Source organism: Mogibacterium diversum (assembly GCF_938028775.1).
Taxonomy (GTDB): domain Bacteria; phylum Bacillota; class Clostridia; order Peptostreptococcales; family Anaerovoracaceae; genus Mogibacterium; species Mogibacterium diversum_A.
Map to the genome: position 1 here is coordinate 60,200 of NZ_CALIZG010000021.1, position 17,591 is coordinate 77,790.

Consider the following 17,591-nt stretch of genomic DNA (forward strand, 5'->3'; position numbering starts at 1 on the left):
TGTAAGGTGTGAATTTCAATGAAGAAGAGAATTATAATTGGAACTGTGATAAGCATTTCTATGTGCTTTATATTCATAATTGCTAACCTATACATAGATTACAACCTCAGAAAATACTCCGTTTACTATGCCCACAACATGGAGCATAAGAAGGGAACACACCCAGAAATGGCAATGGCACTAGAAAATATGGACGTTATCTATAAGCCTAACAAGAAGAACATACGGTATAGGGACGATGGCGGTTTTATCATTTATAATACATTTTCAGATAGTGAGCGAGTTATCATAAAGTATGGTGTTTCAGAAGAAAAAAGTAGATATATATTTTATGACGTTGTGGATAAAGACTATTTTTTTGATGAAGCCTTCAGATTAGAATATGGATATGATAGCTCAACAGGGTTAGATGAAATAGATATCAAGACGGTAGATCAGGATGCTCTTTACAAAGACATATACAAGAACTTCGGCTTCATTGTCGAAGCCAATGTAAATCGCAAACCACGAATCAACCTACAGAAAGAATTCAACAAGAAATACTATAAGCGATTCAATTAGCTTCGAGGTCGCAACTTCAACGTCACAACCACAGCAATCGAAACCATGACAAAGTAGATTCCGCATATCACGAGTGCCGTATGCTCGAAGAACGACTGTGGTAGCAAGTTGATGAGGTCGCCCTCATTCGGGTTAAGCCTCCAGTAACTATTTGCAAATAGCACCTTATGAAATATCATAAATGCTTTATCGAAATTTACCGCCGCTATTCCGACTACCAGCAGGAAGGCGGCATTTGTAATTGTGCATGTATTGATGAATGTCTTGCAGATTGATGAACGGTAAGATGGTCTGCCTTTACAGTAAATAAAAATACAGATGAGAGAGATAAAGAATATTAGAGCGGCTATCAGCCTCACCAGATAAGCTTTGAGGAAGATGGCACGCACATCCTTAAGATGAGCCTTTTCGCGAGCAGTGTAAAACTCCTGCCGAGTACCATCGGCAGTTACCTCGATATTCAGATTAGAACGATTTCCGCGCAGATACTCCATCATCTCGCTAAACGCAGACATCACGTTGTCCATATCTATATTGCGGTTCAAGTCGCCGAGCACGTCTTTTTCTTCAAATTGGTGGCGATAATATCCTGGGATATGGTACATAGTTATATCTGCTGCAGTAAGCAGTGCAGCTACCATGAAGCTCAGTGCGCATATAATGGCAATGATTTTAATCTTCAATTCGAGGCTCCTTTCTACAGAGTCTAATGTATCATTGCTTTGTGATTCCTGCAAGCTCAGGGAACTATCGCGCCACAGAGGTGAAGCAAATAAACCGGAAAATGTTTTATATATAAAACACAAAATTACTTTACAATTAAATTAAATGTGATACAATCGATTTATAAACAATTGATTACAAAATTAGATTTAATTTTAGAGGAGGATATTGATATGCAGAAGTATGTATGTGACGTTTGTGGATACGTTTATGACCCAGCAGTTGGTGACCCAGATAACGGAATCGAGCCAGGAACTGCATTCGAGGATATACCAGATGATTGGGCTTGCCCTCTTTGCGACGTTAGCAAGGATATGTTTTCTGAGGCAGACGAATAATTAAATACTCAATATAAACATTTAACCACTAAAGTGCGATGAGTTATCTCGTCGCACTTTTTCTGTTCCGAAGATTTCGTGTCATGTGCTCGCACCGTACAAAATCGTTAACGGACTCTCAATTTCACTGTTTGAATTTAGCACGCTAAAGTGATAGTATAGATTCATATCTTATATTGAATTAAATCGAGGTATCGAACATGAATAAAGTTGAATCAAGATGGTTACAGAACTTTGTTGACGCGATTCTGTCGCTAGAGACTGAGGAGGAATGCATAAAGTTCTTCGAGGACATTTGTACGATTAAAGAATTTCAGGACTTAGCGCACAGACTTGAGGTAGCTAGACTTCTTACAGATGGCAAAGTCTTTAATGAGATCAGCAAACTTACCGGTGCAAGTTCCGCTACGATTACGAGGGTCAACAAATGCCTCATGTACGGAGAGGGCGGGTACAAAACTGTACTGGATAAAAATAATAATTTTAAAGAAAACGGAGATACAGAAGAACAGTAATAGTCATGAGCAGATTTATAAGAGAATTATACAAGGACTTCAAGTCATATACACCGGGCGAGCAGCCCAAGGATAGGAAATATCTCAAGCTCAACACCAACGAGTCGCCGTTCCCACCTGCACCTGCTGTGTACCAAGCGATGCGTGATGCTGACATGGAGCAGATGCGCCTTTATCCAGACCCGACAGGCAGGAAACTCAAGGTCAAGATGGCAGAGTTGTACGAAGTGCAGCCAGAGAATGTGTTCCTGTCAAATGGCTCAGATGATATTCTGAACTTCGCTTTCATGGCTTGGAACGGCACGAACGACAGTATTGTTATCCCCGATGTTACCTATAGCTTCTACGAGGTTGTGGCGCGTCTCCATGAGATAAATTATGAGATTAAGCCACTGCGTGATGACTTGACTCTTGATCTGGAAGGATACATAGGAATAGATAAGAATATAGTTTTACCTAATCCAAATGCTCCAACTGGAATCGCACTCACACGTACCCAGATAGAGGAGCTCGTTAGTTCAAATCCCGATAATGTAGTGATTATAGACGAGGCGTATGCAGGTTTCGGTGCTGAATCTGCTATTCCATTAACTCGCAAATACGACAACCTACTTGTCGTGCAGACTTTCTCGAAGTCGAGGAGCTTTGCAGGAGGAAGGCTTGGCTTTGCGGTAGGAGATGCTGCTCTAATCGAAGATCTGACCAAGATGCAGTATTCGACAAATCCTTATGCGGTTAACGCTATGTCACTTATTCTGGCAGAGGCGGCAGTTGATGCGGAGGACTACTACCAGGAGAACCTGCAGAGGATCATTGAGGCGAGGGACTATGCAGCGGATAAGCTGAAGAAACTAGGCTTTGATGTACTGCCATCTCAGGCAAATTTCCTTTACATGAAGCTGGACGGCTTCGGCGGCCGAGAGCTATACGAGAAGCTTAAGGATCGAGGGGTACTTGTGCGCCACTTTGCTAAACCTAGGATAGATGATTATATAAGAGTAACGATAGGAACCAAGGAGCAGATGGATGAGCTTGTAGAAGTTATAAAGGCGGTTTTGGGGGATAAGTAGCACGAGGAATTCCGATTAATAACAAGTTATAAGATAAGAAAGAGCTAGGTCTGATGACCTAGCTCCAGTATTTTTGCTTCGGTTATTATAGCTAAATGTGAACTGCACTACCACTCATACTTAAAACTATCCATATAGCGCAGCTTGAACAGATTGCGCTCGTGAAGCATGTCGATTCGCTCCTTAGTTTTAGGATTCTCGATTTCGCCAGTTCTGATATAGCGGTCGAGAACTTCGTAAGTGAAGCCGAGCTTATCCTCATCTGTCATTCCGCTAAGACCATCAGAAGGGACCTTCTCAATCAAGACTTCGGGTACTCCAAGCACGCGGCCCATTGCGCGGATTTCGGCAGTTGTAAAAGATGAAATCGGACTAAAGTCACCTGCCGCATCTCCGTATCTAGTTGAGTAGCCAACCCAGTCCTCGGAAAGGTTACAGGTGTTGGCAACCCTGCCATTTCTCGACTGACCGACAGCGTATAGAGTCGCCATTCTGAGGCGGGGAGCTAGATTGATAAGAGAATCCTTGCTTAGTTCGCCAATGGCACACTCTATATCCTTAACTGCACCATTGTAGGCCGCTTCTATATTGATGACATGGCTCTCTATACCGAGGTGGTTAATCAGGAGCAGTGCCATATCCATATCGCTCTGTTCGCCGTTAGGCATCATGATTCCGAGCACTCTCTCCTTGCCGAGGGCCTTAACCAGAAGGGCAGCAGTTATCGAGCTGTCCTTACCACCGCTGATACCTATTATTGCGTTGCAGCCGGGACCGTTCACCTTAAACCAATCTCTGATCCATTTTACGGTTGCATCGACAGCTTTTTTTGCATTAAAATCCATGATGTCCTCCTATATTCCAAACGGACAAATCGCCCTCTCAAGTATCCCGTTGCAGTATGCGATTACCATTCCGTAGTTCGCGATTGGGATGCCCTGTGTGTCTGCCTCACCGAGCCTATATTGCATCTCGCGCCTGTTTAGCATGCAAGCACCACAGTGAATTATAAGCTTATAACCGCTGAGGTCGCGTGGGTACTCGCCGCCTGAAGTCCAGTCGAATTCTACATCTGGCTGAATCATGCGGACCAGCTTAGGTATCTTGACGGTGCCGATATCGTTGCACTGGCGGTGGTGAGTACAGCCTTCGCTGATGAGAATTCTATCACCTGCCTCGAGTGCATAGAGTGCACGTGCGCCTTGAAGCTGCTGCGCTAGGTCGCCCTTCTGTCTTGCAAATATAATCGAAAAAGACGTAAGTGGCATATCAGATGGTATGTCGTTTGCCACTGACTTAAACGCCTGCGAGTCGGTGATTACTATATCTGGAGCCTTGCCGAGAGCAGTAATAGCAGCCTTGACTTCTGTCTCCTTGACCACAAGAGCCATTGCCCCCTTATCCAGGATATCTCGAATTACTTGCTGCTGAGGTAGAATCAATCTCCCCTTAGGTGCAGCAGAATCAATTGGAGTGACGAGTAGAACGACATCACCCTTATTGACGATTCCATCCGTTAAACCGATAGGAGAGTCATCCTGCTTTGCACATCTTATAATAGCCTGCTTAAGGTCTTCGATGCCTGAACCGCTGAGTGCATCTGTACAGACGATAGGGACGTCGGCAGGGATGTCAAAGCAATCTCTGTATGAAACATGACCTTCTATACTCTCGCATTTATTGACCACGACTATAGTAGGCATATTTCTCTTGCGAGACTCTCTAAGGAATTGTCCTGCCATCGCTGAGAATTTACCGTTTTGCCTGCTCGCATCGAGCACAAACAGCGCCAGGTCACACTTTCTGAGGGTTTCATATGACTTATTTACACGCTTTAGACCGAGCTCGCCTTCATCGTCAAGCCCTGCAGTATCTACGAACAAGACTGGTCCTATAGGTAGTAGCTCCATGCTCTTAGAGACGGGGTCTGTAGTAGTTCCCGCAACATCCGAGGTAAGCACTAAATCCTGCCCGAGAAGTTTATTTATAAGCGAAGATTTACCGACATTTCGCGGTCCGAATAATCCGATTGTATATCTATTTCCCGAAGGAGTATCATTTAATCCCATTTTCAAGCCCTCTCTTCATGATTTCTATAATTTTACCACATGTCCAAACTGCCCTCAATGGAGGGCGCGTGGTGTAGCGGCACCTAGAAAAGTGTTGTATAATCATAAGGTAAATTTAGGAGGTATACACATGAAAAATGTGAACGTAATAGATATAAAACCGAACACCAACATCACCGACTTCTTTATGATTAAAGCCACTTCGATTAAGGTTGGCTCGAACGGTAAGGAGTATCAGGATGTGGTGCTTACCGATGCGACAGGAGACCTCTCCGCCAAGAAGTGGGACGTGGATGAGAATAACATCGAATTCCTGAAGTCTCTCAAGGTCGGCGACCTCGTTAAGGTGAGAGGAGCTGTGACAGATTGGAAGGGACAGACTCAGCTGCGCATCAACCAGATCAGGCTTGCAACTGAAGAGGATGAGCTAGATATGAGTGATTTTGTGAAGTCTGCGCCTGAAAAGCCGATAGATATGTATGAATACATTATCGGTGAGATCAACGCTATGCAGGATGAGGATTTCAAGAAGCTATGTTTACATCTATATGAGGGCAATAAAGAGAAGCTCATGTACTATCCAGCGGCGATGTCCAACCATCACGCTGAGTATGGTGGTCTGCTCTATCACATCAAGCGCATGATGATGAGTGCTAACAAGCTGTGCGAGGTATACACGAATCTATCCAGAGACCTTCTGGTTGCTGGGGTTGCGATTCACGATATCGAGAAGCTTAATGAGATTCTGTCAGACAAGAACGGCATATCGCCAGGCTATTCGTTTAAGGGACAGATGCTCGGACATATTGTACAGGGAATTACTCTTGTAAATGACCTTTGCAAGGAACTCGGTATCAGCGAGGAAAAGGCGGTACTGCTCGAACACATGATACTCTCTCATCACTACGAACCCGAGTTTGGAAGCCCTAAGAAGCCGCTGTTCCCAGAGGCAGAGATGCTGCACTACCTGGACATTGTCGATGCGAGGATGTTCGATATGGAGGAAGGGCTCAAGGGAGTTTCAGATGGTGAGTTCGGTGACCGTGTGTGGCCACTCGATAATAGAAGGCTTTATAAGCGCACGTTTTAGGCAGTGTAATTAAAACGCGGCATTCGGGATAGGCGTCATAATTGCTTAGATGACTTGATTTAAAGAGCCCGATAGCTTGCGAATTAGGATGCGTTAATGGCAGTTACGGAAATCAAGATCGGTAAGATCACGCAAGTAATATACAATAATGAATCCAACGGCTTTGCGATATGCCTCTTCGAGACGGAAGATGAGCAGTTTAAAATCTCTGGGATGTTCCATGCGATAAATCCTGAGATAACGTACAAGCTGGAGGGGAGCTTCAAGATTCACCCGCGTTATGGTGAGCAGTTTAACGTGTCTGCGTATGAGGAACAGCTACCTGATGATGCGGAAGGGATAAGGGTATTTCTTGCATCTGGAGCTATCAGGGGAATAGGCCCTAATATGGCCAAGAGAATTGTCGATAAGTTCGGCAAAGACGCTCTTGATATAATCGAGGAAAATCCAGAGGCACTGCTATCCATAAATGGTCTAGGACCTAAGACAGTCGAGAAAATCGCAAAGTCATACAAGGAGTCGCGCGAATTTACCAAGATCTCACTCGGACTCGGAGAGTATGGAATTCAGCCGGCGCAGGCAGTTAAGATATACAAGCTATATGGAGATAAGTCGCTCGAGGTTGTAACAGAAAATCCCTACACACTAGTCGAAGACATATATGGTATCAGTTTTAATAAGGCGGATGAGATTGCGGATAGAATCGGAATAGAGGCGGAGAGCGAGTTCCGAATTCAGAGTGGTATCAAGTATGCGCTGTCGGTTTTTTCGAATAGCGGCAGCACTTATGTACCTAAGGATATTTTACTTGAGAGTGCAATAAAGCTACTCGACATCTCGAGTGAGTTAATCGAGGAAAACCTTACAACGCTTGCCTTTGCGGGAGAAATTGAGCTAGATTCGCTCGATGGTGTGCCTGTGGTGTACCAGCATTTCTTCTATCAAGCGGAGCAGAGCGTGACGTATCATATCAAGAGGATTATGAATGGCTATATGCCGCCACTTGCTGCTGACCCAGACAACCTTATCAACGCCGCAGAAGCGGATGAGAGGATTCAGCTATCCGGTGATCAGAGAAAGGCAATTCGTGCTGCTCTGACCAACAAGATTACTATTATTACAGGCGGACCTGGAACAGGTAAGACGACGATTATCAATCTCATAGTAAAGATTTTCAAGCTAATGGGCATTTCGGTAGCACTTGCTGCTCCGACAGGCCGTGCGGCCAAGCGTATAACCGAGACCTCTGGCGTGGAGGCGATGACTATACATAGGCTTCTTGAGTACGTGTACTCGGAGGATGAGAACGAGATGGAATTTGGCAGAAATGCAGAAAATCCACTCGAAGAGGATTCCTTCATAGTGGATGAGGCGTCGATGATTGACCTCATGCTGATGGATGGATTTCTGAGTGCTCTTGATGACGATAGTAGGCTTATAATAGTTGGAGATGCTGACCAGCTTCCTTCTGTTGGGGCAGGTAACGTGCTCTTAGATATGATTAATAGCGACTACGTTCCGACTATTAGGCTCGAGGAGATATTTAGACAGGCGAGTGAGAGCAGAATAGTTGTTAATGCCCACTCTATTAATAGTGGAGAATACCCTGAATCTGGAGGTAGAGATAGCGATTTCTTCTTTATGCACAGAAGAGGTGAAGAAGAAATCAGAGAGACGATTGAAGAACTTGTGACTGGAAGACTTGAAAGCTACTATGACTTCGTGAAGGGCAATGGTGATATTCAGGTGCTTACACCGACCAGAAAAGGTGGGCTTGGAACTGCGAGTCTTAACGAGATGTTGCAGAGCATAATCAATCCTGCTTCGGAAGAGCTAAATGAAAGGAAGTTTGGCTCCAAGGTTTTCCGTGAGGGTGACAAGGTCATGCAAATCAGAAACAACTACCAAATGGAATGGCAGCAGCTCGGAAGGCAGAGCGGACGCGGCATATTCAACGGTGACATGGGCGTAATCAATACTATAGATAATGATAATGCCAAGATGGTTGTGGATTTTGACGGCAGATTTGTGACCTACGATAGTGAGGAGCTCGATGAGCTTGAGCTTGCATATGCGGTAACTGTTCACAAAAGTCAGGGCTGTGAATTCCCTGTAGTAATTATGCCGATGTCAGGATTCCCACCGATGCTTGCGACGAGAAACCTACTATATACAGCGATTACTAGGGGTAAGAAGCTGGTGATCCTGGTTGGCTCAGAGGAGCGTATGCATAGGATGATTGATAACAACAGAATAGATGAACGCTATACTGGGCTTGAGGCGAGGCTCAGGGAAGTCGATATGGGCGGTCTTTTGTAAAAATTTAATATTATTTAATATAAAATAAGTATAGAAAATGGTATTTTATACTGTGCTATACTGTGCATAAATGTCATAAGTGCGTGCTTCACTTAAGTCGTTATATCCATCGAGTTACTTACAAGGAGACAAGGGATATGAATTACGATAGAAGAAATGAAGTTAATTTTTACAAAAAAATATCAATTATTTTAGGAACAATACTGGCTATTATAGTGGTGGGGTTGGGAGTGACATTCTATTTTGCTCAATGGAACCTGCATGGAGTTAGTAATATGCCACATTTTGACTGGACAAAGGACAGGTCTTTGGATTTGGTCGGAAAAGTTGAGGGAAAGAATGTTTACAAGTATGGAATTAGCGAAATGACATATTCAACATTTAGTGCTAATAAAATCACCGCTAAAAAGTATTATGAGAAAAGCTGGGTAACTGTTGATATGCTGACTGCCGGCGGATTAGAGACTTCAAGAGAGGGATATAGAACCTATCAGTATGATTGCTACTATATATTGCTTACAGATAAGGCTGTTGTATTTTGTAGCAATGATGTACCGATTAAAGAGGTTGTACAAGCCCTTGGAAAGTAAAACTCTGATTGCCACATATATAAATCTGTGCTGAAGGGAATTCCTTCTACGATATCATAGAATTAAAAGTGATATCGTAGGAGGTTTTTTTATTGATAGATACTTTGTTAGGACTCATATATCCGGACTCATTATATTGTATTTGCTGTGGGAGGCTAATCGACTCATCAGTCCCATACAGCCTGTGCAAGTCTTGTTCAGACAATATAAGCTGGGCGAATGTGCGAACCTGCGACAAATGTGGCAAGCTACTCGGGGACCACAATCCTCTCTCAATTTGTTACAACTGCAGGGAACACGGACACTCATTTGACAGAGGGTATACATGCACCGAGTACGGAATGTACGAGAAGGAGATTATATTCAACCTAAAGTATAAGCGCAAGACGTATATCGCACCGATAATAGCAGAGATTATGTATGACAGGCTTGAAGCTGCAGGTATAGAAGAGTATCCAGATATCATAGTCCCAGTTCCCATGTATGTGACTAAGGAACGAAAACGAGGTTTTAATCAAGCGGCACTTATCGCCAAGGAGCTGGCGAGGCTAATGGGGATAGAGTATAGAGCAGATGTTGTGATGCGGTGCAAAAGCACGGGGGTGATGAAGAGGCTTTCACCCGAGGAGCGCCTCAACAATGTGAGGTCTGCATTTGAGGTGTATGAAGGGATGAGGCGGAAAATTTTCGGGAAAAATATATTTATAGTCGATGATATTTACACGACTGGAGCAACTGTTGATTCAATCGCGAGGCTGCTCAAGGCGGCAGGGGTTAGTCGTGCTGACGTCATGACGTTTGCGGCGGGAGCAGACATGGTTAAGGCGGCAATATAAATGCTGTTTGTAAAGCGGTGTTTAAAATGGTATTCTAGCAAGTAGGATATGGCAAGGTCATGTTCGTGGTTGAAAGTCCAAGCCAGCTACGGGCAAAGGGATCCACGTAAGCTGCTGCGGAGACGGCAGTGATCATGGCGTAGCTTAGAAGTAAGTCCTCCGGGAAACTCGGGTCAAGGCAAGTGTGGGGTCAAAGACCAGGTCGAGTGGCATTGCCTATCCTCTATTTTGCAACTATTAATTCGAAAAGAGGCCTAAATGGAATACAGGATAGAACACGATACGATGGGCGAAGTAAAGGTGCCATCAGATAAACTGTGGGGCGCACAGACACAGCGCAGTTTAATGAACTTCAAGGTTGGTAAGCGTATGCCGATTGAGATTATCCGCGCATTTGCATATCTTAAAAATGCTGCTGCTTGTGCCAATATGGATCTCGGCAGGCTTGCGCCTGAGAAGGCTTCTTACATAATGATAGTATGCGACCAGATTCTGAACGGTGAGCTAGATGAGAACTTCCCGCTCGTCGTGTACCAGACTGGTAGTGGTACTCAGACAAATATGAATGTAAATGAGGTCATTGCAGGACGTGCAAAGGAGATGGCTGGCGTAGCGGTACTTCATCCAAATGATGATGTCAATATGTCTCAGAGCTCTAATGATACATTCCCAACTGCTATGAGTATCGCGTCAGTATTTGCACTCGAAGATAGAGTATTACCAGCGCTAAACACTATGATAGAGACGCTCAAATCACTCGAAGAGAAATACATGAAAGTCATCAAGACTGGAAGGACTCATCTACAGGATGCTGTTCCGATGACCTTTGGGCAGGAAATCAGCGGATGGCGTTCGATGCTTGAACATGACTACGATAACATCGAGAAGTCACTCGATGGATTAAGAGAGATCGCTCTCGGCGGAACGGCAGTGGGTACTGGGCTAAATGCACCAGATGGATTTGCTGAGCGAGCTGCCGAAGCGCTGACGAGCTTAACTAAGAAAGAATTTATCACAGCACCTAATAAGTTTCATTCTCTGAGCTCCAAGGATGCGTACGTATTTGCACACGGAGCACTGAAGGCCCTTGCTGCTGATGTGATGAAGCTGTCCAATGATATCAGATGGCTCTCAAGCGGACCTAGATGTGGGCTCGGAGAGATTCTAATTCCTGAGAACGAACCAGGAAGTTCAATCATGCCAGGCAAGGTAAACCCAACTCAGACAGAATCTGCGACGATGGTGGCTGTACGGGTAATGGGGAATGACACTGTAGTCGGACTGGCGGCCTCGCAGGGTAACTTTGAGCTCAACGTGTTCATGCCAGTGCTTATAGATGCATTTATAGAATCTGCGAATCTACTAGCTGATTCGCTAATTTCGCTCGAAGAAAAGTGCGTAAAAGGCATCACAGTGAATTCTGAAAAGATGGATGAAAACGTACACCGCTCGCTTATGGTAGCTGCCGCACTTAATCTACATATCGGTTATGAGAATGCTGCTAAGGTTGCAAAGAAGGCGCATGCAGATAATTCGACTCTTTGTGAAGCAGGGACTTCACTCGGACTGTTCACTGCTGAAGAATACGACACGTGGATAGATTTAATGGCGATGACAGGGGCGGAAAAGTAAGAATTTTAATTACTAAAAAGGCAAAAATATTTGAAAGCAGATACGTCGCCTGGTAAAGGCCACGCGGCTTATATGCATAGAAAGGTTAACATGGAAAACAACGAACGTGATATATATTATTGCCAGCTACCGATGGTAAAGATGCTCTGCAATAGATGGGCAGAAGCGCATCCTACACGAAGGAAGCAGAACAGCGCTGTAGGTGTGACTCTTATACTAGGGGCTGCAATAATTCTGGGAATGCTTTATTACACGATTAAGCATGCGAATGTTCCGCAGTGGTATCTACATGTGTCGATTTGGGTAGCAGCACTTATAATTTTCATGGCAGGAAGACAGCGCAACTTAATCAGCAATCCACCATTTAAGGGATTACTTAATGTTAGATATGAGATGAGCGATGAGGGAATTTATTACATCTATCAGGAAAAGCTTACGGTATACACCTTCTTCATCGCTGATGATGATATTGAGGAAATAATCTATGATGATGAGTTTCAGGTTCTACACATAATCGGAAAAGGCGAAGTGTCTGCTGAAACTCGTAAAGGTGTGACAGAGCCTACTCGTGTAAATGATTACTACTGCTTGCTTCCATATGATGAATTTGATATCGACGATATTCTTAATCCGTATGGAGATATGATAAAGAGAGTACACGGGGATCTGCGTAGAGATTTTCAGTCCAAGTAGATAATAATTCGTGCATAATAAATAAAAAACAGACGGGTGAACCGTCTGTCTAAAATGTAGACAAACTTGAATGGATAAAATTCTGAGGATGACATATGAAGGCGTTTGAAAACTTTGATTGGGATTCATTTTGGTATAACGATAGCAATAACGATAAGTTAACATACTTCAACGGTGGCGTGCTAAAAGAACAAGATGTAAAACGTGTTGAGGACGAATTTGGATATAAGCTTCCTGACTCATATATAGAATTGCTAAGTATCCAAAATGGAGGTGCACCTTTCTACTCTCTTTTCTACTATGAAGAAGATGAGGAGTTTGTACCTGTTTATCTCACCGCTATTTACGGTGTGGATTCCAAACTGGAGTATTCTATTTGCGGGGATAGTGGCGCAAAGATGATATGTAAGGAGTGGGGTTATCCGGACATTGGACTTCCTATTGCCTTAACCACAAGCGATTGTCATGAGGTGATATTCCTAGACTATAGCGAATGTGGAGCAAAGGGAGAGCCTAAGGTGGTTCTTATAGATCAGGTAAACGACTACAAGAAAACTTTGCTCGCAGAAAACTTTGAGAACTTTATAAAAGGACTTCGCAAATACATAACAATGGTAACGATTGATGAGTTTAAGAGCTTGGACGAAGATGAACAGGTTTTCTTCATAGATAGACTCAATGACGAATTCGAGATAAAACGTGTCATTGAATATCTTAATGCAGTGGGTATAGAGAATCTGAACAGCAGACTTCTTGGAGCCCTGGCACGTGCGTACAACAATGATAGAAAGTTTAAGAAAGCCATTGAAATCATGGATCTTATTCCGGAGTCAGATAGAGATGCAATTTGGTACTATAGATATGGATATACTTATACCTACAGGCGATTCCCAAACATTGAAAAATATATGCTAAAAGCACTTGAAATGTTTGATAAAGCAGTTGATATCACTAAGGATAAAAAAGTTGTAGATTGGTGTATAGAGCCTATAGAAAGTAGCGGTCTTGAAGGTTTTCTTATGGAACACAAAACCGAATTTCCTAGGATTTATAAGGAATACGTAAATTATAAAAAAACAAAGGTTGACAACTATGATGATTTTGATCCTGAGTACGAAAAAAGATGGCAGTATACAACCAGAGTGTCAAAGAAGCTCGCAGGCCACTACGATGTAAACTGGATATTTGATCAGCATAAATATTCTCGATATGCCTTTGCCGTGGAATTTGATGATGCCATGATAGAGAATTTCGGCGAAGACTGGCATGCCCAAGATGTTAATGCTCCTATAGATGCAGGGGAACTGCTTGTTGTATATAAGGCGTATATAAAGAGCACTAAGCAGCTTCATGAAAATGAAATTCTTTTTAATGATGCAGAGGTCTTAGAAGAAAAGCGAAATGATGGAATGTGGCAAGTAAAGATAATGGGATACCTTAAATCTGATGATGGAATATGTTTTAGTCTAGAGGAGTTAATGTTCAAAATTCATAACCTCATGGCGAATAAAGAACTTGGTGACCTTGTTAACTTTGAGGGATTTGACAATATAGGATTTTTTGATAAGCAGACAGGAAAAGAGGATAGAGATAATGGACTTCCAACTCTCTATGTGTGCTTAAAGAAGTAGAGTCTAAAAACGGTTCATGCGGCGAACCCGAAACCGCCCCCCTCTCCGATTATATGGCTTGCGTCTCGGGTTCAATTCCCACTTCGTTATATACAAAAAACAGACGGATGAACCGTCTGTTTTTGCATGGAGCAGGTGAAGGGAATATCCCGCTATCAAGGCCGCCTTCGGCGCCGCGCTGCGGGCTACGCACCTTGACAGTGGTTTTCTGGGTGTTTGCCTATGATAGGATACACCCAGATTCGCCCCCTCTCCGATTGTATAGCTTGCGTCTCGGGTTCAATTCCACACGAATAACAAAAAGGATGTGCATTTGCACCTCCTTTGCATGGAGCAGGTGAAGGGAATATCCCACTATCAAGGCCGCCTTCGGCGCCGCGCTGCGGGCTACGCACCTTGACAGCGGTTTTCTGGGTGTTTGCTTATGATAGGATACACCCAGATTCGCCCCCTCTCCGATTGTATGGCTTGCGTCTCGGGTTCAATTCCCACCTCATTATATGCAAAAAAACAGACGGATGAACCGTCTGCTATTTTGCATGGAGCAGGTGAAGGGAATTGAACCCTCGACGCAAGCTTGGGAAGCTCGAATTTTACCATTAAACTACACCTGCAGATGGATATTTGGTTGATGTATATGATTATACTGCGAATGGTAGAGTTGGTCAAATGAATGAATCATAATATTAACACAATACATATAATTAAGAATCGCATGCAATTATTAATAATCTATTAGCAATATATTAATGAATATGAATATTGTTGAAAACAATTACTTGCCCCATTAAAATCTGATTAAACAACAGGTGTTCTCTATTAAACCATGAGCACAGGAGGAACATATGTCACACATGATTGAGCTGCATAAGGTGTCCAAGTATTACACCAACAAGGATACTGTCAGTACAGGACTATCTAGAATAGATCTCAACCTTGACATGGGCGAGTTCGTTGCTATTACAGGGGAGAGTGGAAGCGGAAAATCCACTTTGCTTAACGTAATCTCTGGGCTAGACACTTACGAAGAAGGTGAAATGTTCGTTGGCGGACAGGACACAAGCGCCTTCAAGACGGAGGATTACGAGAGGTATAGGAAGACATTTATCGGTAATATTTTCCAGGATTTTAATCTTGTGAACAGTTATAGCGTGTATCAGAACATCGAACTATCGATGCTGATGTGCGGCATGAAGCACAGCGATTGCAAGGAACGTGTAAATGAACTTATCAAACTCGTAAATCTCGGTGAATACAGAAGGACTAAGGCGTCGAGACTTTCCGGCGGGCAGAAGCAGCGAGTGGCGATTGCGCGTGCGCTTGCCAAGGACGCACCTATCATAGTTGCGGACGAGCCAACAGGTAATCTAGATACGGCTTCAGCTGCAAAGGTTATTGAAACGCTTTACAGAATCTCCAAGGACAAGCTTGTAGTTATCGTAACTCATAACTACGAGCAGGTTGAAAAATTCGTCACCCGCAAAATAACAGTTCATGACGGAAAGATAATAGAGGATAAGAAGGTCAGAGAACGTCAAATAATAGAGTTTCATTCAGATAATGAGCAATTCCTCGATAACGAGCAACAGGGCTCCGGTGAACAGGCGGATACCAGGGTGCGACATAATCCAGAAATTAGTCAGAATACAGAGGCGAAAATCGATGCATTCGAACAAGAACTCATAATTCCAGGAGTCTCCGAAGGTGAGTTTGAAGCGGCAGATTCTGACGATTTTGAAGTGCCAGAAGATTCTAGATATTCCGATGTTGTAAATAGAATCACACGTGAAGAGATTGAGGACGATGAGATATCACCAGTCCCAATGCGTAGAGGTAGAGCAGCTAGAAATATGGAGAGAGAAGCTGAAGAAGTGGAGGCTTTAAAAAAGCAAGCCAAAGCAGAACGATCATATACTCCTGAGAGAGCTGAATCACGATCAGAAAGAGCTAAGCGTAATGCATCTAAATTGACTCGTCATGATGAGATGGGGCTTATGAACGAGTTAAGGCTTGGTGTCAGGAATACGTTCAATCTACCGACCAAGTTTATTCTATTGTTCATAATCTATATATTCGTTGCGACATCGGTGCTAGGACAGTATTCGTCCACGAAAGAGTCGCTGCACAGACAAGATATCAATAGCCTTGGCAATCAGTACTTTAGCAACACTAGTGCAGATCGGATAATCGTAAAGAAGTCAGATAACTCTGCGTTTACAGATGAGGATTATGCACAGATTGAAAAGCTAAAGCATGTCAAAAGCATCATCAAGGAAGATCCCGTTGTTGATGCGAGGATTACGCTCGATTCTAATATCTTTATGAATGGGCTTCTATATCCCGGGCAGAAGATAAAGACAAAGGATCTAACATACGGAAAGCTACCAGAGCAGGAAAATGACATAGTCGTTGTAACAGACAAGTCCACGATGACCTACGATGCGCTTAAGGGGAATAGAGATGAGCTCCTCGGCAAGGAATTTGACCTTATGGGAGACGAGGATGGAGAAACCCTTCAAGTTGGAAAGGTCAGAGTGACGGGTGTTATAGTTTATGATGATGCATTTAAATCTGGAATCAACCCAAGCACTGGAACCGTAAAGTACTACTGCAGCGATGCTCTTGCGAGAAAAGTAGTAATGAACACACTTAGCACAAAATCAAGTGCCGTAGTTGACTTCAGTGGTCAAAAGGTGAAAAAGGCCAATGCCAGGTCATTTATAGAATCGAATCCTAACGTACCAAAGGGTGAAGCATACATCTATGAAGATCAGACTAAGAACTACAAGGACGAAAAATGGCAGAATAAACCGCTTAACATCTCAATCTCAAATATATATTATTCCGCGGATATTGCACTCAAAACTACAAAGAGTGTGAGTAAGAGTAGCGCACAGAAGCTGCTCGGAATTTCGAAGGATGATTATGAGACAAAAAATGCGAGAGTATATATAAATCCTGAAGATTATGACACCTTATACAATCGAGGGAACTATCAGATAAGCGTATTTGCAGATAATGATCTCAATGCGAATGCTCTGGCTTCATCAATCGACAAGTTCGGCGTATACAAGACGTTTTCGATGAAGAAGATGATTACAAAGGATCCTTTACCACAGCTGTTCCTGGTAAAACTGGTTCAGGTTGTTTTCACGGCTATAGGATTTGTGGTGCTGTTCTTTATCGCCTATACGATAATAAGACTGATCATGAAATCGAGAAATTCGTACTATGCGACACTAAGAATTCTCGGTGGTACGAGGAAGAATACGAGTGCGATTCTGCGCATCGAATTGTTGATGATGATGGCAATTGCACTTGCGGTAGATTTCGTGGGCATTTATCTTGCCTCGAAGGGTCTGGTGAATGTAAAAGCGCTTAAAAATGCGCTATTATATCTAGAATTTAAGGATTACATCATTCTTACGGTAGCGCTTATGCTTATGTCGCTTCTGATAGCAAACAGATACTCGCGCAAAATTTTCAAGAAGTCGGCGATGAATATTTATAGAGAGGAGGACTAA

Annotated in this window: 15 protein-coding genes and 1 tRNA gene; 12 read left to right on the top strand and 4 right to left on the bottom strand. The window is 43.3% G+C overall.

The window, feature by feature from the left end; all coding sequences use genetic code 11:
* The first annotated feature begins 18 nt into the window (after positions 1-18).
* Positions 19-561 (top strand): hypothetical protein, encoded by a 543-nt coding sequence (locus Q7O90_RS05445; protein WP_304128425.1) that lies wholly within the window; start codon positions 19-21, stop codon positions 559-561.
* Here Q7O90_RS05445 and Q7O90_RS05450 read toward each other — a convergent pair.
* Positions 558-1,244 (bottom strand): TIGR01906 family membrane protein, encoded by a 687-nt coding sequence (locus tag Q7O90_RS05450; RefSeq protein ID WP_304128427.1) that lies wholly within the window; start codon positions 1,242-1,244, stop codon positions 558-560. The genes Q7O90_RS05445 and Q7O90_RS05450 overlap by 4 nt on opposite strands.
* 213 nt (positions 1,245-1,457) lie before the next feature.
* On the opposite strand from Q7O90_RS05450, the gene rd reads away from it, so the two are divergent.
* The 3 genes from rd to hisC all read left to right on the top strand — a co-directional run bounded on the left by rd (position 1,458) and on the right by hisC (position 3,207).
* On the top strand, positions 1,458-1,622 hold the full coding sequence (gene rd, locus Q7O90_RS05455; protein ID WP_304128429.1) for a rubredoxin: 165 nt from the start codon (positions 1,458-1,460) through the stop codon (positions 1,620-1,622).
* A gap of 200 nt (positions 1,623-1,822) precedes the next feature.
* Positions 1,823-2,137 (top strand): YerC/YecD family TrpR-related protein, encoded by a 315-nt coding sequence (locus tag Q7O90_RS05460; RefSeq protein WP_287299958.1) that lies wholly within the window; start codon positions 1,823-1,825, stop codon positions 2,135-2,137.
* A gap of 5 nt (positions 2,138-2,142) precedes the next feature.
* Positions 2,143-3,207: a histidinol-phosphate transaminase gene (gene hisC / locus Q7O90_RS05465; RefSeq protein ID WP_304128431.1), complete on the top strand. Its 1,065-nt coding sequence runs from the start codon at positions 2,143-2,145 to the stop codon at positions 3,205-3,207.
* A 107-nt stretch (positions 3,208-3,314) separates the two neighbouring features.
* On the opposite strand, the gene nadE is transcribed toward hisC, so the two are convergent.
* Both nadE and hydF read right to left on the bottom strand, forming a co-directional pair.
* Positions 3,315-4,052 carry an NAD(+) synthase gene (gene nadE / locus Q7O90_RS05470; RefSeq protein ID WP_304128433.1) on the bottom strand — a complete coding sequence of 246 codons (738 nt, stop codon included), beginning with the start codon at positions 4,050-4,052 and terminating at the stop codon, positions 3,315-3,317.
* A gap of 9 nt (positions 4,053-4,061) precedes the next feature.
* Positions 4,062-5,276 carry a [FeFe] hydrogenase H-cluster maturation GTPase HydF gene (gene hydF, locus Q7O90_RS05475; protein ID WP_304128434.1) on the bottom strand — a complete coding sequence of 405 codons (1,215 nt, stop codon included), beginning with the start codon at positions 5,274-5,276 and terminating at the stop codon, positions 4,062-4,064.
* A 130-nt stretch (positions 5,277-5,406) separates the two neighbouring features.
* Between hydF and Q7O90_RS05480 the strand changes: the two genes are divergently transcribed.
* From Q7O90_RS05480 to Q7O90_RS05510, 7 genes are all read left to right on the top strand, one after another.
* Complete coding sequence (locus Q7O90_RS05480; protein WP_304128436.1) at positions 5,407-6,366, top strand: 3'-5' exoribonuclease YhaM family protein; 960 nt, start codon at positions 5,407-5,409, stop codon at positions 6,364-6,366.
* A 96-nt stretch (positions 6,367-6,462) separates the two neighbouring features.
* On the top strand, positions 6,463-8,685 hold the full coding sequence (recD2, locus tag Q7O90_RS05485; protein ID WP_304128437.1) for an SF1B family DNA helicase RecD2: 2,223 nt from the start codon (positions 6,463-6,465) through the stop codon (positions 8,683-8,685).
* Between the two features lie 137 nt (positions 8,686-8,822).
* Positions 8,823-9,275, top strand: coding sequence for a hypothetical protein (locus Q7O90_RS05490; RefSeq protein WP_106057469.1), 453 nt, complete (start codon positions 8,823-8,825; stop codon positions 9,273-9,275).
* A 92-nt stretch (positions 9,276-9,367) separates the two neighbouring features.
* Positions 9,368-10,111, top strand: coding sequence for a ComF family protein (locus Q7O90_RS05495; protein ID WP_304128440.1), 744 nt, complete (start codon positions 9,368-9,370; stop codon positions 10,109-10,111).
* 258 nt (positions 10,112-10,369) lie between these two features.
* Positions 10,370-11,743, top strand: coding sequence for a class II fumarate hydratase (gene fumC, locus Q7O90_RS05500; RefSeq protein WP_304128442.1), 1,374 nt, complete (start codon positions 10,370-10,372; stop codon positions 11,741-11,743).
* Positions 11,744-11,833: 90 nt separating this feature from the next.
* Positions 11,834-12,436, top strand: coding sequence for a hypothetical protein (locus tag Q7O90_RS05505; RefSeq protein ID WP_304128444.1), 603 nt, complete (start codon positions 11,834-11,836; stop codon positions 12,434-12,436).
* 95 nt (positions 12,437-12,531) lie between these two features.
* The gene (locus Q7O90_RS05510) at positions 12,532-14,067 is read left to right on the top strand and encodes an SMI1/KNR4 family protein (protein WP_304128446.1); all 1,536 of its coding nucleotides are present in this window, start codon (positions 12,532-12,534) and stop codon (positions 14,065-14,067) included.
* A 540-nt stretch (positions 14,068-14,607) separates the two neighbouring features.
* Here the strand turns inward: Q7O90_RS05510 and Q7O90_RS05515 are convergent.
* A tRNA-Gly gene (locus tag Q7O90_RS05515) sits at positions 14,608-14,681 on the bottom strand.
* Between the two features lie 231 nt (positions 14,682-14,912).
* Between Q7O90_RS05515 and Q7O90_RS05520 the strand changes: the two genes are divergently transcribed.
* Positions 14,913-17,591, top strand: a complete 2,679-nt coding sequence (locus Q7O90_RS05520; RefSeq protein WP_304128448.1) for an ABC transporter ATP-binding protein/permease — start codon at positions 14,913-14,915, stop codon at positions 17,589-17,591.

Excerpts from the sequence above, each read along its gene's own strand:
- recD2 (WP_304128437.1), top strand. The coding sequence starts at position 6,463 with ATGGCAGTTACGGAAATCAAGATCGGTAAGATCACGCAAGTAATATAC.
- nadE (WP_304128433.1), bottom strand. The coding sequence starts at position 4,052 with ATGGATTTTAATGCAAAAAAAGCTGTCGATGCAACCGTAAAATGGATC.
- fumC (WP_304128442.1), top strand. The coding sequence starts at position 10,370 with ATGGAATACAGGATAGAACACGATACGATGGGCGAAGTAAAGGTGCCA.
- rd (WP_304128429.1), top strand. The coding sequence starts at position 1,458 with ATGCAGAAGTATGTATGTGACGTTTGTGGATACGTTTATGACCCAGCA.
- Q7O90_RS05520 (WP_304128448.1), top strand. The coding sequence starts at position 14,913 with ATGTCACACATGATTGAGCTGCATAAGGTGTCCAAGTATTACACCAAC.
- Q7O90_RS05480 (WP_304128436.1), top strand. The coding sequence starts at position 5,407 with ATGAAAAATGTGAACGTAATAGATATAAAACCGAACACCAACATCACC.
- Q7O90_RS05490 (WP_106057469.1), top strand. The coding sequence starts at position 8,823 with ATGAATTACGATAGAAGAAATGAAGTTAATTTTTACAAAAAAATATCA.
- Q7O90_RS05460 (WP_287299958.1), top strand. The coding sequence starts at position 1,823 with ATGAATAAAGTTGAATCAAGATGGTTACAGAACTTTGTTGACGCGATT.
- Q7O90_RS05505 (WP_304128444.1), top strand. The coding sequence starts at position 11,834 with ATGGAAAACAACGAACGTGATATATATTATTGCCAGCTACCGATGGTA.
- hisC (WP_304128431.1), top strand. The coding sequence starts at position 2,143 with ATGAGCAGATTTATAAGAGAATTATACAAGGACTTCAAGTCATATACA.
- Q7O90_RS05510 (WP_304128446.1), top strand. The coding sequence starts at position 12,532 with ATGAAGGCGTTTGAAAACTTTGATTGGGATTCATTTTGGTATAACGAT.
- hydF (WP_304128434.1), bottom strand. The coding sequence starts at position 5,276 with ATGGGATTAAATGATACTCCTTCGGGAAATAGATATACAATCGGATTA.
- Q7O90_RS05445 (WP_304128425.1), top strand. The coding sequence starts at position 19 with ATGAAGAAGAGAATTATAATTGGAACTGTGATAAGCATTTCTATGTGC.